This is a genomic window from Nocardiopsis kunsanensis DSM 44524 (assembly GCF_000340965.1).
GTDB lineage: Bacteria > Actinomycetota > Actinomycetes > Streptosporangiales > Streptosporangiaceae > Nocardiopsis > Nocardiopsis kunsanensis.
This window is the reverse complement of the sequence record NZ_ANAY01000011.1, coordinates 93,604-108,680: the sequence shown is the minus strand read 5'-3', so window position 1 is coordinate 108,680 and position 15,077 is coordinate 93,604. Positions and strand designations below refer to the sequence as shown.

Annotated in this window: 15 protein-coding genes and 1 pseudogene; 5 read left to right on the top strand and 11 right to left on the bottom strand. The window is 67.4% G+C overall.

The window, feature by feature from the left end; translation table 11 throughout:
* Positions 1 to 86: 86 nt before the first annotated feature.
* A complete protein-coding gene (locus D456_RS0109170; protein ID WP_017575878.1) occupies positions 87 to 1,091 on the top strand; it encodes a cytochrome d ubiquinol oxidase subunit II in 1,005 nt (334 codons plus the stop codon).
* Here the strand turns inward: D456_RS0109170 and D456_RS0109165 are convergent.
* From D456_RS0109165 to D456_RS0109155, 3 genes are all read right to left on the bottom strand, one after another.
* Complete coding sequence (locus tag D456_RS0109165) at positions 1,052 to 1,717, bottom strand: response regulator (protein WP_017575877.1); 666 nt, start codon at positions 1,715 to 1,717, stop codon at positions 1,052 to 1,054. The two genes, D456_RS0109170 and D456_RS0109165, sit on opposite strands and share 40 nt — an antisense overlap.
* 124 nt (positions 1,718 to 1,841) lie before the next feature.
* Positions 1,842 to 3,053, bottom strand: coding sequence for a sensor histidine kinase (locus tag D456_RS0109160; protein ID WP_017575876.1), 1,212 nt, complete (start codon positions 3,051 to 3,053; stop codon positions 1,842 to 1,844).
* A gap of 5 nt (positions 3,054 to 3,058) precedes the next feature.
* Positions 3,059 to 3,274 carry a DUF5957 family protein gene (locus D456_RS0109155; RefSeq protein ID WP_017575875.1) on the bottom strand — a complete coding sequence of 72 codons (216 nt, stop codon included), beginning with the start codon at positions 3,272 to 3,274 and terminating at the stop codon, positions 3,059 to 3,061.
* A 447-nt stretch (positions 3,275 to 3,721) separates the two neighbouring features.
* Here D456_RS0109155 and D456_RS0109150 point away from each other — a divergent pair, with 447 nt between their 5' ends.
* Both D456_RS0109150 and D456_RS0109145 read left to right on the top strand, forming a co-directional pair.
* The gene (locus D456_RS0109150; RefSeq protein WP_026115717.1) at positions 3,722 to 4,063 is read left to right on the top strand and encodes a PadR family transcriptional regulator; all 342 of its coding nucleotides are present in this window, start codon (positions 3,722 to 3,724) and stop codon (positions 4,061 to 4,063) included.
* Positions 4,060 to 4,752: a permease prefix domain 1-containing protein gene (locus tag D456_RS0109145; RefSeq protein WP_017575873.1), complete on the top strand. Its 693-nt coding sequence runs from the start codon at positions 4,060 to 4,062 to the stop codon at positions 4,750 to 4,752. The genes D456_RS0109150 and D456_RS0109145 overlap by 4 nt, the downstream gene beginning before the upstream one ends.
* Positions 4,753 to 4,871: 119 nt before the next feature.
* Here D456_RS0109145 and D456_RS0109140 read toward each other — a convergent pair whose 3' ends face one another.
* Positions 4,872 to 5,351 (bottom strand): DUF2269 family protein, encoded by a 480-nt coding sequence (locus D456_RS0109140; protein ID WP_017575872.1) that lies wholly within the window; start codon positions 5,349 to 5,351, stop codon positions 4,872 to 4,874.
* A 326-nt stretch (positions 5,352 to 5,677) separates the two neighbouring features.
* On the opposite strand from D456_RS0109140, the gene D456_RS0109135 reads away from it, so the two are divergent.
* Positions 5,678 to 7,093 (top strand): dihydrolipoyl dehydrogenase family protein, encoded by a 1,416-nt coding sequence (locus D456_RS0109135; protein WP_017575871.1) that lies wholly within the window; start codon positions 5,678 to 5,680, stop codon positions 7,091 to 7,093.
* Between the two features lie 51 nt (positions 7,094 to 7,144).
* On the opposite strand, the gene D456_RS0109130 is transcribed toward D456_RS0109135, so the two are convergent.
* From D456_RS0109130 to msrA, 7 genes and pseudogenes are all read right to left on the bottom strand, one after another.
* A complete protein-coding gene (locus tag D456_RS0109130; RefSeq protein WP_017575870.1) occupies positions 7,145 to 7,663 on the bottom strand; it encodes a winged helix-turn-helix domain-containing protein in 519 nt (172 codons plus the stop codon).
* A 103-nt stretch (positions 7,664 to 7,766) separates the two neighbouring features.
* Positions 7,767 to 8,996: an MFS transporter gene (locus D456_RS0109125; RefSeq protein WP_152442520.1), complete on the bottom strand. Its 1,230-nt coding sequence runs from the start codon at positions 8,994 to 8,996 to the stop codon at positions 7,767 to 7,769.
* A gap of 102 nt (positions 8,997 to 9,098) precedes the next feature.
* A protein-coding gene (locus D456_RS26270; protein ID WP_086002072.1) for an IS3 family transposase occupies positions 9,099 to 10,558 on the bottom strand; the annotation gives its coding sequence in 2 pieces (ribosomal slippage) (positions 9,099 to 10,198 and positions 10,198 to 10,558; 1,461 coding nt in all).
* A 442-nt stretch (positions 10,559 to 11,000) separates the two neighbouring features.
* Positions 11,001 to 11,360: a hypothetical protein gene (locus tag D456_RS26545; protein ID WP_152442519.1), complete on the bottom strand. Its 360-nt coding sequence runs from the start codon at positions 11,358 to 11,360 to the stop codon at positions 11,001 to 11,003.
* Positions 11,361 to 11,441: 81 nt separating this feature from the next.
* A pseudogene (locus D456_RS25580) lies at positions 11,442 to 11,907 on the bottom strand (IS701 family transposase); the annotation flags it as partial.
* 258 nt (positions 11,908 to 12,165) lie between these two features.
* The gene (locus D456_RS25575) at positions 12,166 to 12,693 is read right to left on the bottom strand and encodes a DUF2637 domain-containing protein (protein WP_040698984.1); all 528 of its coding nucleotides are present in this window, start codon (positions 12,691 to 12,693) and stop codon (positions 12,166 to 12,168) included.
* A 527-nt stretch (positions 12,694 to 13,220) separates the two neighbouring features.
* Complete coding sequence (gene msrA / locus D456_RS0109105; protein ID WP_026115713.1) at positions 13,221 to 13,904, bottom strand: peptide-methionine (S)-S-oxide reductase MsrA; 684 nt, start codon at positions 13,902 to 13,904, stop codon at positions 13,221 to 13,223.
* A gap of 76 nt (positions 13,905 to 13,980) precedes the next feature.
* On the opposite strand from msrA, the gene rarD reads away from it, so the two are divergent.
* Positions 13,981 to 15,000 carry an EamA family transporter RarD gene (gene rarD, locus D456_RS0109100; RefSeq protein ID WP_017575863.1) on the top strand — a complete coding sequence of 340 codons (1,020 nt, stop codon included), beginning with the start codon at positions 13,981 to 13,983 and terminating at the stop codon, positions 14,998 to 15,000.
* Positions 15,001 to 15,077: the final 77 nt, after the last annotated feature.

Below are 15,077 nucleotides of genomic sequence, written 5' to 3'. Positions count from 1 at the left end.
CGGCCGTTCAGGACGCGATCCCGGAATGATTCGACGACCACGAGCCGGTCCCACGGTCCGCCGACCCACAACCACAGGGAACCCGTATGGAAATCGCCCCGGCCCTCTTCCTGACAGGTCTGATCGTCGGCTACTTCGTCCTCGCCGGATGCGACATCGGGCTCGGCATGGCGGCGCCCTACCTGGCCCGTACCCCGGCCGAGCGCCGCCGCCTGGTCTCGGCGATCGCTCCGTACTTCCTCGGCAGCGAGGTGTGGCTCGTGGGCGCGGTGGGCGTGGTGGCCGGCCTGTTCCCGTCCTTGAAGGACGTGCTGTTCGAAGGCGGCATGTGGGCCGTGTCCACGGTCCTGTTGACCGGATGGCTCATGCGCGACGCAGGTCTGTGGCTGCGCGCCCGCGTGGACACCGGCGCCTGGCGTTCGGTGTGTGACTCCGCCCTGGTCAGCGGCAGTTGGCTGCTGGCGCTGTCCTGGGGACTGATCATCGGTGGCCTGCTCTCGGGCGGTGACCCCCTGACGCCCTTCTCGCTGGTCTGCGCCCTGACCGTGGCGGTCCTGTTCCTGCTGCGCGGCGCGGCCTTCGGGGCCGAACGGCTCGTTCCGGCCGACGGCTCCGCCTCCGGCCACACTGGACCGGCTACGGCTCCCGAAGCCGACCAGGCCGCCTGGGCCACCCGCGTTCTGGCCCGAACGGGCCTGGCCACGACCGCGGTGACCGCGGCTCTGGTCGCGTTCCCCGGCACGGGCCCGGCGGTGGACCGCCCGCTGCTGCTGGCCGCGGTGGCCGCCGTCCCGGCCACCGCGCTGGCGATCACCTCGGGGCTGTCGGGCCCGCATCTGTCCAGGCACACCTCGGCGGTGGCGATCGCCGCCGTCCCGCTGCTGGCGGGGGCCCTGAACCTGCCCCTGGGTACACCCCCGGCCGGCACCCTGCTGCTGACCGGGGGAGCGATCCTTCCCGTGCTGCCGCTCATGGTGGTGGGCCAGGTCGCGCTCCACCGGATGCTGCGGCGTCCGGCCGATGACCACGGTTTCTTCGTCACCCCACCGCCTCAGGACAGCCAGCCGGGGCGGACCGTTCCCGTCTCGTAGGCGATCACGACGAGTTGGGCGCGGTCGCGGGCACCGAGCTTGGTCAGGATCCGGCTGACGTGCGTCTTGGCGGTCGCGGTGGAGACGACGAGACGCTCGGCCAGTTCCCCGTTGCTGAGTCCGGCCGCGACCCCGGCCAGCACCTCACGCTCGCGTTCGGTGAGGCTGTTGAGGTTCACGGCGGGCGGTGGCTCCTTGATCCGTCCCACGAACTCGGCGATCAGCCGCCGGGTGACCGTGGGTGAGAGCAAGGAGTCGCCACGGGCCGCCACGCGTACGCAGTGGATGAGCTCCATCGGCTCGGTGTCCTTGACCAAGAAGCCGCTGGCCCCGGCCCGCAGCGCGGAGTAGACGTACTCGTCCACGTCGAAGGTGGTGAGGATGACGACCCGGACCTCCTTGAGCCGGGGGTCCGAGACGATGCGCCGGGTGGCCTCCAGGCCGTCCGTCCCGGGCATACGTACGTCCATCAGGACCACGTCGGGGCGCTCGCGCAGGGCCGTCTCGACCGCCGTACCACCGTCGGAGGCCTCCGCGACGACGCAGATGTCGTCCTCTTCGTCCAGGATCGAACGGAAACCCGCCCGCACCAGCTTCTGGTCGTCGGCGATCAGTACGTTGATCACGCTGCATCCCTCGTCGTTGCCGGGCGCAGAGCGCCGTCGTGCCGGATGTTCCCGTTCTGTGAGTCTGCCAGGATGTTCCGCGCCGTAGCAGATCATGTGGCGAGGGCCTACGGCTGCCCGGTGCTCAGTCCACCGGAAAGGCCGCCCGTACCTGGAACCCGCCTCCCGGAACGGGACCGGCCTCGAACCTTCCGCCCAGTGCCGCTGCCCTCTCACGCATGCCCCGCAGACCGTTGCCTTCCCGGTGCGGGCCGGCGTGGCCGGTCCCCTCATCCACCACGCTTACGACGATCTGGCCGGGGGAATTGTCGATGGCCACGTCCACCCGTGCGGAGTCCGAGTGGCGCCGCACGTTGGTCAGCGACTCCTGCACGATCCGATACACGGCCAGGTCCACCGGGGAGGGCAACGACATATCCGCCGCGGCGGATCCCCCTGGACCGTCCGTGACCGCTGAGTCCGTCCCGTCCACCGTGAAAGTTACGTCCAGACCGGCCTCACGGGTGCGGTGCACGAGCTCGGGCAGTCTGCTCACCCCGAGGGCGGGGGCTTCGGGCGTCCCGGCAGGCTCTTCGTCCACCTGGCGGAGCACGCCGAGTGTCGCGCGCAGTTCCCGCAGGGTGTCCTTGCTGGTGTCCTTGATCGTTTCCAGGGCCTGGAGGGCCTGTTCGGGTTCGCGCCGGTGCACCGCCGAGGCCGCTTGGACGTTGATCAGGGAGATGTTGTGCGCGATGACGTCGTGCAGCTCTCGTGCGATGTGCAGACGCTCCTCGCCGGCCCGGCGGCGGGCCTCCTCCTCACGGGTGCGTTCGGCCTCGGCCGCACGTTCCTCGGTCGCACGCAAGTACAGAGCACGGCCGCGACTGATCTCGGCGGCCGCGATGATGGCGATCATCCATCCCAGGACGGCGATTGTGCGCCATGGCTCGAAAGCCAGCGACTCCCCCACGCCGAAGACGGCAACGGCTGTGAGGACGGTGACCACGGGAGCTGCACGCCGCCCCGTCGCCGCCAGCCGCATGACGGCCACGAAGAGCAGGAGCCACGCGGGCCAGGCGTCGGTGCTGCCCGTCAGGTAGTACAGCGGCAGACACAGGCCCACGACCACGGCGGTGACCAGGGGCCGGCGGCTCAGGAACATGATGGAGGCGGCGCCCGCCACGAGCAGGCCCGTGCTGTGGATCTGGAGGGAAACGTCGTTCCTGTGGGCGAAGACGACCTCAGCGATCAACAGGGCCGTCGCCGCGACGACGGCGATAGCGACATCGTTCAGGGTCTCGTCCGGCCGGCCGGGAACGCGGTCGCTCCTGCGGGACTGAAACCAACGCGCCGCCATGTCCTCTACTTCCTTTCGCGCGAGACCAGCACAGGTGCGCAGATGAGGCCGAAGGCCGCGAACAGCGGGAGGAAATAGCGCAGGGCAGGGGCCCATTCCGGCAGTTCCCCGCCCCCCAGCACGAAGAGGAGAACGGCGAGCACCTCCGAGAGCGCGAACCCGACGGCGCCACCGGCGATCAGCCCCAGCGCCGCCGCACCGATGGCCTTCAGCGCCCGCATGTCCCCCGCCTTTCCGATGGGAGTTCGTTCCTGACCGTCCGTGGAACGGAAAGGACCCGTGTCTGTCCCGCCGCTCGTCGGAACACGTGGAGACCGCTGGGGTGAGGACGCCCTCTCACGTGGTCGCTCGACCAGCGCCGTGCAACGCTACATCGAAGCTTTCGGCCGTTCGTACAGCCGTGGCTGACACCTCTCGTCCTCCCCGAGATGTACGCCGCCGGTTCCTCCACCGCTCCCGCGCAAGGCATCGTCGATGCGGGCTCCAGTGCGGCAGGGGGCTTCGGGTGCGCGACGAGCCCCGAGGAGTAGTGGTGGTCGACACGGAAGAGACATCAGAAGGGGCCGGGCCCATGCCGCTGCCGCCCGTCCCGGAGTACCCGACCGGTCGTTACTACGTAGACCACCAATACATAGATTGCCAACACCAGCTCCGCTAGGCTGGCCGCCATGAGACAGGATGCTGTTCGCGGGCACCTCGACGGGTTGCTGCTGGCCGTGCTCGAATCGGGCCCTCTGCACGGATACGCGATCATCACCGCCGTCCAGCAGCGCAGCAGCGGAGTGCTGGAACTGCGCACCGGCACGATCTATCCGGCTCTCAACCGTCTGGAGCGGACCGGGCTCCTGCACAGCAGCTGGCAGTCGGTCGGCGAGCGCCCCAAGCGCTGCTACGAGCTCACGGACGCCGGTCGGCGCATGCTCTCCGAGGAGCGGTCGGCCTGGGAGTCGTTCACGACCGCCATCGGGTCCGTCCTCAACCCCGGCACGGCGCACGGGGCAATCTCGTGAGCGAGGCCGGTCCCGAGATCCCCACCGGGGACACCGATCCCGTCGAGCGCCACGTCGCGGCCCTCGATGCCGCGTTGGAGGGCCCGGCTCGCGTCAAGGCACGCCTGCTGGCGGAGGCGCGCGACGACCTCGCCGAAGCGGTGGCCGAGCGCACCCGTGCCGGGTCGACCCGGCACAGCGCGGCCGAGGGAGCCGTGGCGGAGTTCGGGACCACCGAGGAGGTCGTCGGCGCCTGGCAGCACGAGCTCACCATCTCCCAGGCACGGCACACCGCCGGCGCCGTCGCGATCACCATCCCTTTCGTCATGGCCTGCTGGTACCTGGTCCAGCAAGCCGGCCCCGCGGCGGTCTGGCCACTGCAGTGGTCGGCACGGATGCTGGCGGTCAACCTCGCCGGAGTGTCCGGGGCCGCCGCGCTGCTCGCGGCGGTCGCCTTGGCAGCCACCGGAACACTCGCGCGCCGGCTGCCGACACCGGACGAGGTCCCGCTGATCATCGCGTGGGCCGCAACGATCGCCAGTCTGGCGATGGCCGTCACCACACTCACCCTCGCCGTCGCGGCGGCCCTCGGCACGGACTGGGTCCTGTTCGCGTTCGCCGGAGTTCTCGCCGCCACCTCGCACGCGCTGGTGGCGGGTTCCGCCCGCGTCTGCCGCCGCTGCGCCCGGGCCACGGCTGCCCCGCGCTGAGCACCAAACCGAGTCGGCCGGAGTAGGGGTGAGCGTGGGGCCGTGGCCCTCGATGGCCACGGCGGTCCTTGTCCTGGTTCGTGCTCGGCGGCCACCGGGGGTGATCCGGGCGGACGGGATCAGGCCCCGGGACGGACGATCATCAACACCACGATCACCACCCAGAGCAGGTTGAAGACGCCGGTCACCATGGCCAGGCGTGCTGTCCCGGACCGCGTCGCCTCGGCGGATTCGGGGTCCTCCTCCGGATCGGTGGGAGGGAGGGCGAGCAGCCGCTTCTGGCCGGGCAGGATCGACCACACGAGCAGCGCCGCCGCGATCGCGGTGAGGACGACGGAGATGAGGAGCCAGGCCTCGCCGAGCGCCCCCATCTGCATGCCGGTGGCGATACCGAAGACCGGAACGGCGATGCCCACCACGGTGTAGCCGCGACAGATCTGGTGGAGGAGCGCCGCGCCGGCGGGCGTGCGCTCCTCCACACCGGTGTCGCCGGCCGGCCGTGGTGCGACGAATCGGGGGAACATCGACGCCGCCACAGTGATCGGTCCGATCGCCAGGATCGCCGCGATCACGTGGATCGACAGGAGGAGGTTGGTCATGGGGGGCCTCAATAGGGTTGTCTGCCAATACGTTTTCTGCCTACCTATTGATAGCACGCCCGTGCGTTCCACGGGAGAGTGGTCTGCACTCGGGCCGAGGCTCGGACCTGCACACCAGCGGCGATGCAGGAGCTCGCCGAACAGGAGCTGAGCTCGGAAGACCGTGAGTGTCCGTTGCCGTAACCGGCGAGCGGATCTTGCGAACGCCTCGTCCCTGCCCGGCGGCGTACGGTGGCTGGCAGGGACACCTGTCGGCACGTGGTCATCCGATCAGGCTTGCGCGTGCCCGGCAGCAGAGCCGTATCCCACAGAGGAAGGACGCTGCCATGCCCGCTCAGAACATCGAGACCGACCGGAGCGGAGAAGCTTCGCACCACGAACATGTCGATCTGCTCGTCATCGGATGGGGCAAAGCAGGCAAGACTCTTGCCGGCACCGCAGCACGCGAAGGGCTCAGGGTCGCGCTGGTCGAGCAGTCCGCGGACATGATCGGCGGTTCGTGCATCAACATCGCCTGCGTCCCGACCAAGATCCTGATCCACGACGCCGAGGAACGGCGCGATTCCGACGATCCGGAGCGGTACTTCGCCGATGCCGTCTCCCGCCGTGACACTCTGACCGGTGCGATGCGGAAGAAGAACTTCTCGCTGCTCGACGAGCTCGACTCGGTCCTCCTCGTCGACGGCACGGCGACCTTCACCGGCGAACGGAAAGTGCAAGTGACCGGAGGCAAGGAAGACCTGCAGATCTGCGCGGACACCGTCGTCATCAACACCGGCTCGTGCCCCGCGCTGCCGCCTATCGACGGGGCGCGGTTCGGCGGGCGGATACACAGTTCGCAGACCCTGCAGCACGTCTCACCGCTGCCGCGTTCCCTCGTCGTTGTCGGCGGGGGCTATGTCGGGCTCGAGTTCGCCTCGATGTTCGCCCACTACGGCTCGGAAGTCACCGTCCTCGACCGCGGGGAACGCCCCCTGAAGAACGAGGACACCGACGTCGCCCGGACCGCAGCCGAGGCGCTGCGCGGGGACGGCATCACGATCACCTCGGGGGCCACGGTGACATCCGTGGCCGACGGCCCCGATCATGCCCGGGTCACTTACCAGGTCGAGGGCCGGGAACAGACGATCGAGGCCGAGGCCGTGCTGTTGGCGCTGGGGCGCGCGCCGGCCACAGCGGACCTCGCGTTGGAGCGGGCCGGGGTCCGGACGGACGACCGCGGATACGTCGCGGTCGACGAGCATCTACGCACCTCGGCGTCGGGCGTCTACGCCGTCGGCGACGTCAACGGAGGACCGCAGTTCACCTATGTCTCCCTCGACGACAACCGCATCGTGGCAGATCAGCTCTTCGGTACAGGTCGGCGCGCGACCACCGACCGGGCAGCGGTGCCGTACACCATGTTCCTCACCCCGCCGCTGGCACGCGTCGGACTGAGCGAGGACACGGCCCAGGAACAGGGATACGACGTCGGCGTCGGAGTGAAGCAGATGGCCGACATCGCCGCCGCGCCACGGGCGAAGATCGAGGGCGACCCGCGCGGTATCGTCAAAATCGTCGTCGACAGTACGAACGACCAGGTGTTGGGCGCCGCACTCATGCACCTCCACTCACAAGAGGTGATCAACCTCGTGAGCCTGGCGATCCGGCACGGGATCACCGCATCCGAGCTCCGTGACTCGATCTACACCCACCCCTCGACGACCGAAGCCCTCAACGAGGTGCTCGGCGCACTGCAGTGACTGCGTCATCAACACGGGGCATGCGCCTCGATGCCCGTCGAGTCCGGAGATCTACTCCGTTTCGAAGGCAGCGACTGTCAGTGAGATCCCGACGGGCTCATCACCGGAGGGCCGCTCCGCCAGTTCATGGACGACCCGTCCGAGCTCGCGGGCGAGCTCGTGGACGCGCGGCCACTCCTCGGCCGGGATCGTGACGTGCGCATCGGTGAAGGCGAAACTCGTGCCCTCTCGGTACAAGGGCGCGCGCACGGACATCTGTCGGGCGAGCGCCTGCATGAGAGCGAGAAAGCTTTCCCGGTCAGAACCGTCGAGCGCCTCGCCGCTGCTGGGCTCGTGCGTGTACCGCTTGGCGATACCACCGCGCACAGGCATTTCGTCGACGAACGTGAGAAGCCCTCCCTCAGCGAGCCGCCGGACGTGGTAGCTGACGTTGGCCTGTGTCTCCCCCAGCTCTCGCGCCGCTTCCGCGGCGCTCATCGTCCGCCCGGTCAGCAACGAGAGCAGCCGAAGTCGGAGCGGGTGAGCGACCATCCGCAATCCGTTCAGGTCGACGCCGTCGCCCTCGCCCATACCTGCTCTCCTCGGCCTTCTCGCGACACCGTTGAACCACTCATCAGAGCTTCGGCCCGAGTCGGCCACTGTAGTCGGCGATACCTGGAACTCGTTCTCCGGATCAGCGTGACAGCGGTGCTCGTGCGCGACCTGCCTGCATCAGTGCCGCCAACAGTACGGCGACGACGATGAATGCCGCAGCGGTAGCGGCCATGAGGACCGTTGACACCGTGATCGTCACACTGTCCAGCAGTGCGCCGCCCAAGGCGAAGGCGAGCGCCGCCCCCGCGTTCACGGCCGTGTTGATCAGGGTGGAAGCTTCCGTCCGTTCTTCGATCGGAGCAATCTCATCGGCGGCGAGGTAACCGGTGATCATCGACGGTGCGACGAAGAGCCCGACCACGGTGAACAGGACAATGAGAACGACCAAGTCGCTTCCCCCGGCCGCGCAGAGCAGTGCGACGCACGCCGCGAGTCCCAGGAAGGTCATCCGGAGCAGCAGTGGCGCCGCCCAGGTGCGCGAGCCGTAGAACAACCCGCCGGCGGCACTGCCCACGGCGAAGAACGCCAGTAGCACACCGGCCAGGCTGGAATTGCCCATTGCTCGGCCGTGCGCCGTGGAGAGCAGTTCGATCGCGCCGAGCACGAGGCCGACGGCCGTGAGCGCGGACAGAACCGGCCAGATGCGCGCGTGCCGCAACGGGCCGACCCACCCGCTCCACCCCGACGCGCGGCGCTCCGCCCGCCCGGGCTTCGGCACCGGCGCGAGCACCACACCGACCGTGCCCAGGAGGCCGGCGGCTGCCGACGCGACGACCGCGGTGGTCGGGCCGTGCGGCAGCAGCACGGTGAGGCTCACCAGCAACGGACCGGCGATGAACACCAGCTCTTCGACGACCGCGTCGAGGCTGTAGGCCCGGGCCCGGTACTCCTCGGTCGGCGACAGCAGGGCCCACACTCCGCGCATCACCGCCCCCAGAGGCGGGGTGCACAGGCCGCTCAGTACCCCCAGCAGGACCGAGACGGCGCCCGGAGCGGCGCCGACGACGGCGAACACGATACCGAACAGGCCGGCGGCGTACCCGAGCGCAAGCCCGGGGAGGACGCGGCGGGCGCCGTACTGGTCCACCAGGCGTGCGCGCAGGGGCGCCACCACGACGTTTCCGAGGCCGAACCCGCCGACGACCGCACCGGAGAGAGCGAAGCCCCCGGGTCCCTCCTGCACCAGCAGCAGGAGCGCCAGCGAGACCATTGCGAACGACAGCTTGCCCACGACCGTCGGCAAGAAGGCGCGGAGGGCATACGGCAGACGCAGCACGTCCAGGTATGTCGTCCGCAGTCCAGAAACCATTCCGTTCCCCGTCCCCCGAGTGGCCCCGCAACCTCCGCGCACCGCGGAGCGCCGCGGAACACCGGAATGTGTCAAGTCCAATCGGACACGGACCAGTGATCGTCAGGCCGCTTCGCGCAGGTCAGGAACATGTTGCTCGGCTGCGGACTGCTCGTTGGGCTCGTTGATCCACGCGGCCTCGGGAAGGCCGGGCAACACGGCCCGGCGGGTGAACCGCTGCGGATGGGCTACCCGGAACGCCTCGATGGTCTCGGCCCGCTTGTGCTGGACCGCGCGTGCGGTGCCGATATGGACCGAAAAGGGCGTGTGCAGCCCGATCCCACAATGGTAGTGGTGGAAGTTGTAGAAACCGAAGAAGGAGCGGCAGAACTGCCGGGCATCCTGGGTGGACCCGAACCTGTCGGGAAAGGCGGGGCAGTACTTGAGTGTCTTGAACTGTGCTTCGCTGTAAGGGTTGTCGTTGCTGGTTTTCGGCCGCGAATGCGACTTACTGATCCCCAACACGGACAGCAGTTCAGCCACTGACAACGACGTCATTGCGGTACCGCGGTCGGAATGGATCACCTCGGCAGCGATCCCTTGGTTGGCATAGACACAGTTCTTGATGAATTCTCTGGCGGTACGGCCGGATTCGTGGGAGTGGATCTCCCAGTGCACCACGTACCGCGAATAGATATCGATCATGACGTACAGGTCGAAGTACCGTCCCTGCCCGGGCCCGCGCAGCTTGGTGATGTCCCAGCTCCACACCTGGTTGGGGGCCCGGGCCACCAGCTCGGGCTTGGCCTTGGCCCTGTGGCGGGCCTGGGCGCGCCGCTCCCGCACCTGGCCCTGGCTGCGCAGCAGGCGGTACATCGTCGAGACCGAGCACAGGTAGGTCCCCTCGTCCAGCAGTGCGGCCCACACCTGCCGGGGTGCCTTGTCCCGGAACCGCTGGCTGTTGAGCACAGCGATGATGTGCTGGCACTCCTCGGGTGAGAGCCGGTTCGGCGGCGGGGTTCTGGGTGTGTTCTCCGGCGGCTCGGGTGTGGGGTTGCGGTGGCGGTAATGGGTCGAGCGGTTGATGCCGGTCAGGCGGCACGAGGTTTTGATACCGACCCATGGTTCGAGGCGGGCTCTGGTGTCCTCGCGGAGGTGGTCTACGGGTTCTGAGTGTCCGCGCTCTCGGAGATGGTTTCCAAGAGCGCGTGTGCTTTTCCCAGTACTTCCATGGCGGCTTCGGTCTGCTGGAGTTTCTGGGACATCCGGGCGTTGGTGCGCTCCAGTTGCGCTTTTTCTTTGCGCAGTTGTTCCAGTTCGGCCTGCTCGGGTGTTTTCTTCTTTCCGGTGTTCGTGCGGGTGGAGGCCGAGGGGTCGAGTTCGCCGGCGTCGCGCTGTTTGCGCCAGAGTTGGATGCTGGAGTCGTAGAGGCCCTCGCGGCGCAGGAGGGCGCCTTTTTCTCCGGTGGGTGCGGCGTCGTAGTCCTGCAGGATCCGGAGTTTGTAGTCGGTGGTGAAGGTGCGGCGTTTGGGCCGGTCGGCTCTGGGGCCTTGGCCTGGGGTGTGGAGGTCGTGGTTGGTCATGGTCACTGTGGTTGCTGCCTGTCCTCGCCCTGCTTGTTCTAGTTAGTGAAGTTTAGTCCCTTGTGTCCCACCTGAGCCTGACACAGAGGGATCGCGGACCGTTTGGCGTAGGGGCCCGGCGCGGTCATGACGGCCCCGCAGCACATGGCCTTGGTGACCGCCCCCAGCGCCACCCCACTACATCGGTGCGGCACTGAGGGTGTGAAGTTCGGTGGTCGGCCTGGCCTTCACCGCCAGACTCTTGCTTAGCGGATTCCTGGTGGGCACCGTCGGCTGGGAGTGGATCTTCCTGGCCAACGTGCCGATCGGGCTTGCCCGGCTCGTCATGACTTGGGTCTGCTACCGGGCGGCCAGCCGCAGGGCCGCCCGGCTCGCCTCCTGCGAAATGTCGCTGTCCGACCCGGGCGCTCGTCCTGTTCTTCGCCTTGCAGAACGGGCAGCACTACGCGTGGCGCACAGTCTGCCCGGTCACCATCTCCGCCATTCTGACCGGCGGCATTCTACTACTGCTTGCCTTTGTCGCATCTGCGGGAGACACATCGCGAGAATCGCTGATGCCGCTCGGTCTTTTCCAGCGGCTGGATTTTAGCACGCCGTCGTGGAAGCGCCGCACGTCGGCTCCGACAACAACACAATGCCAGACCTCCTCGCGCGCACGGTCGATCAGGGTGTCCACACGGCGGCGACCATCCAGGCCGGTCACGGTCTGTTTGACCGGGACCTCGTCCACGTAGGGCATCCGGCGTGCTTCGAGGAAAGCGTGGAACTTCCTGTCGCGGCCGTAGGCGGAATCGGCGGCCACCTAACCGGCCTGGACCCCGACATCCAACGCCCGGGCGATCATCTCGTCAGCCTCCTCTGAAAACGGCCTTCTTCACCAATCCCGGTCCGGATCATCGATCCAGGACCGGGGGCAGATACAGCTCACGGTCGATCAACGCCCGCCACCCGGGGGTGCGACGTAGGCCAGGAACACATTCAGCTGGCAGCTCTCCACCCGCCCGGCCGTGCCCGAGTACTGACGCTGGCCCTCACGGAAAGACGCCCCTTCTTAAAGAATCCGGTCTCATCGACCACGAGCACACCTTGGGGCCGGCCAGAGCTTGGGCGACGTAGGAACGGACCGCACCGCGCACAGAATCGGCGTCCCACCGGGAGCGGTACACGAAGTGCTGGTTCCCTGTCGGTTCGGCCACACTGGCCGCCTCGGCCAGCTGCCAGCCGTTCTTACGTTCCACTGGTGCCAACAGACCAGTCAGGTACACCCGTGCCCACTTGCGCGTTTCTACCCGGCCAAAGCACCCGGCCAGGCGGCCGAACAGCTCGTTCAACCCGGCCCGCCATGCTGCATGTCGTGTGTCGAGACACTATCCACCACGACCACAGGATAGTGCACAACGAACTACGACTGTCGTCCTAGCCGGACCGCACAGGACCAGAGGCGTACCAAACTGGTCCAGTACCCGTTCTCACCCATTCAGGAATGTACAAAACTGATCGCCCATACCCCGCCATTTGCACCAGTGCGTGCACCAGCACGACCAAGCTGGCACACGCACTGCCTTCACCTGGAATTAAAAGAAGTTACATTTCCGGTCCGGATTAGATCAGAACACCTCATCTTTTCCAGCCTTTTCAATGATCGCCCTGGACCAACGCCGCGAGCGATTGAACCTCTCAGCTAGCTTTCGCTCCGAAATTGGACTCCCGATACGTACGCTCTCTCGGTACACCACCACTCCCATCTGGTCAGCATCACGCCCGCTAGGGGGAGCCTGCCCTGCCTCTTTGCCGCTCGTTCTAACCAGCCACATCAACATCTCATAGCATCCCACCAGAGCCACAGCAGGCCATGCAGCAACAATCGACCCGAAAACCCCGTACTGCCACCCGTGTGCGACGTTCGCCGCCAGAGTTGCCAGAATTCCGAGCCACAGCAGTGCCCATGCCAAAGGAGGAGCCTTGATCCCGATGCGAGCAGAATGAAGGATCACCATTGAGGCGGCGTAGACCAGACCGTCAATAGTCAACGGGATCATGATCGCCGTAGCTCCACTCTCACCGTACTGAGTCACTACTGCGTAGGCGTGGCGATAAGAGACGATGGCAGCAATCACTGCCACGATGCACACCACCAGCTTGGTGGTGCCTCGGATGAAGCGGTCGGCACTTGGCTCTTGCTTGGCCTCATCCCTGTCAGCCAGGGCTCACCTCACTTCCTCTGCCTCCATCAGAAGAAGCCGTTGAACCCGACAAAATGTGACACCAACTGAGCGACGAGATGACAGCTGGTTGGCTCTACTATCCGACGCCCGCAGTCGCCGTCTTCGCCTTCCCGGACACAGCGCCTTCAGCAGGGCGCCCCGCAGCCCTTGCCAGACGTCCTCGACACAGGCACAGCGAGAGCTCATTTCAGGACACTATGGACATGCAGACAGCTCCGTAGGCCGCGGGAGCTGATGTTGCCTCGAGCCACGACCCGAGCAACGCTCCCATGCGGATGAAGCTGCCACTGCTGACCTGCTGCAGCAACAGCAGGGCCCTCGGTTTTGGCACCCCATCATCCGCTGGGAAGAGGCCCAACCATCATTCAATGATGGCTGAGCCATCGTTGAACCATCATTCGAGTGTTCGCGGGTATACCCGCATGTGCTCAGGCGTACTACTCTAGGGGCCGCTTCCGATCCGCGTTATCCATGCTCACGACGCCGATCGGGCAACTGGCGCCGGTTCCGCCCGAGCCGCAGTATCCACTAGGATTCTTGTGCAAGTACTGCTGGTGGTAGTGCTCGGCGAAGTAGAACGCGCGCAGGGGCTCGATCTCGGTCGTGATCGGCCCGTACCCGGCACGCTCCAGCACCGGCTGGAACGCGTCGCGCGTGGCCTCGGCCGCCTCGCGCTGGGCCTCGTCGTGGTACAGGACCATCGACCGGTACTGGGACCCGACGTCGTTGCCCTGGCGCAGCCCCTGAGTGGGGTCGTGGCCCTCCCAGAAGATCCTGAGGATCTCGGTGTAGGAGATGCGGTCGGGGTCGAAGACCACACGGACCGCCTCGGTGTGCCCGGTCAGCCCGGAGCACACCTCCTCGTAGGTCGGGTTGGGCGTGTATCCGCCCGCGTAACCGACAGCGGTCGTGATGATGCCGCCCTCGGCGCCCAGGCGCCAGAAGACCTGTTCCGGTCCCCAGAAGCAGCCCATGCCGAGGTCGGCGATCTGCGCGCCTTCGGGGTAGGGCGGAGCGAGCGGTGTACCGAGCACGGTGTGGCGCTCGGGCACCGGGACCGGGGTGTCCCTGCCGGGCAGGGCGTTGGCTGGTTCGACCATGGTCGCGTTTCTCCCGAACATGTCCCCAGGATATCGCCCGGTCAAGGGGCGACCGGTGCCATGGCTCTCCACAGGACCCGGGACATAAGATCACAGGATGCCCGATTCGAACCGCGGCGTCCTCCTGGGTGCGAGCGCCTTCCTGTTCTGGGGCTTCGCCGCCCTGTACTGGCCCCTTCTCTCCGCCTCGGAGCCCTCCGAGGTGCTCGCCCACCGCATGGTGTGGGCACTGTTGGCGATGGCTGTGATCCTGCTGGTCACACGCCGCGGCTGGGGCTGGATGGTCCCGGTCCTGCGCGAGCCGCGCCGTCTGCTGCCGGTGGCCGTCGCCGCGGTGGTGATCTCCCTGAACTGGTGGGGCTTCATCTACTCGGTCTCGATCAACGAGACGCTCCAGGCCTCGCTCGCCTACTTCATCAACCCGCTGATGTCGGTTCTGCTCGGCATGGTCTTCTTCACCGAACGGCTGCGTTCCCTGCAGTGGGCGGCGGTGGCGCTGGGCACGACCGCGGTCGTGGTGATGACCATCGCCTACGGCGCGACACCGTGGTTGTCGCTGCTCATGGCCACCTCGTTCGCCGCCTACGGCGCGGTGAAGAAGTACGTGGACCTGGACGGCACCCAGAGCCTGACCGTCGAGACCCTGGTGATGTTCCTTCCGGCGCTCGGGTTCGTGGTGTACCTGGAGGCCTCCGGGTCGGGCACGGCGTTCTCGGTCTCGGCCGGGCACACGGCGCTGTTGGTCGGCGGCGGGTTCGTGACGGCCCTGCCGCTGCTGCTGTTCGGTATGGCGACGAGGCTGATCCCGCTGAGTGTCGTGGGGATACTGCAGTACATCGCGCCGACACTGATCTTCCTCATCGGGTGGCTGATCCAGGGCGAGGAGATGCCGGCGAGCCGCTGGGCCGGGTTCGTCCTGGTGTGGCTGGCGCTCTGTGTGTTCGTGTTCGACCAGTTCAGGACCCAGCGCAAGGCCCGGTCCACGGGAGCGAGTGGCGTGACCAAGGGCGAGGCAGACCCCGCGCAGGGCCGGGACGGGCAACCGGCACGGCAGGACGGACAGCCCGAACAGTGGGACGGGCCTCCGGAACGGCGCGGCTGCCCCTCCGACGAGTGACGGCACCGGCCACCCGGTTCCGGCAAACCGAAAACACGCTCGGTGGCGTTGTGCTAACGTGCAGTCGCATGCGCGGG

Coding starts and splice junctions, on each gene's coding strand:
- D456_RS0109170 (WP_017575878.1), top strand. CDS start 87: ATGGAAATCGCCCCGGCCCTCTTCCTGACAGGTCTGATCGTCGGCTAC.
- D456_RS0109135 (WP_017575871.1), top strand. CDS start 5,678: ATGCCCGCTCAGAACATCGAGACCGACCGGAGCGGAGAAGCTTCGCAC.
- rarD (WP_017575863.1), top strand. CDS start 13,981: ATGCCCGATTCGAACCGCGGCGTCCTCCTGGGTGCGAGCGCCTTCCTG.
- D456_RS0109130 (WP_017575870.1), bottom strand. CDS start 7,663: ATGGGCGAGGGCGACGGCGTCGACCTGAACGGATTGCGGATGGTCGCT.
- D456_RS0109155 (WP_017575875.1), bottom strand. CDS start 3,274: ATGCGGGCGCTGAAGGCCATCGGTGCGGCGGCGCTGGGGCTGATCGCC.
- D456_RS0109140 (WP_017575872.1), bottom strand. CDS start 5,351: ATGACCAACCTCCTCCTGTCGATCCACGTGATCGCGGCGATCCTGGCG.
- msrA (WP_026115713.1), bottom strand. CDS start 13,904: ATGTTCGGGAGAAACGCGACCATGGTCGAACCAGCCAACGCCCTGCCC.
- D456_RS0109125 (WP_152442520.1), bottom strand. CDS start 8,996: ATGGTTTCTGGACTGCGGACGACATACCTGGACGTGCTGCGTCTGCCG.
- D456_RS0109160 (WP_017575876.1), bottom strand. CDS start 3,053: ATGGCGGCGCGTTGGTTTCAGTCCCGCAGGAGCGACCGCGTTCCCGGC.
- D456_RS0109150 (WP_026115717.1), top strand. CDS start 3,722: ATGAGACAGGATGCTGTTCGCGGGCACCTCGACGGGTTGCTGCTGGCC.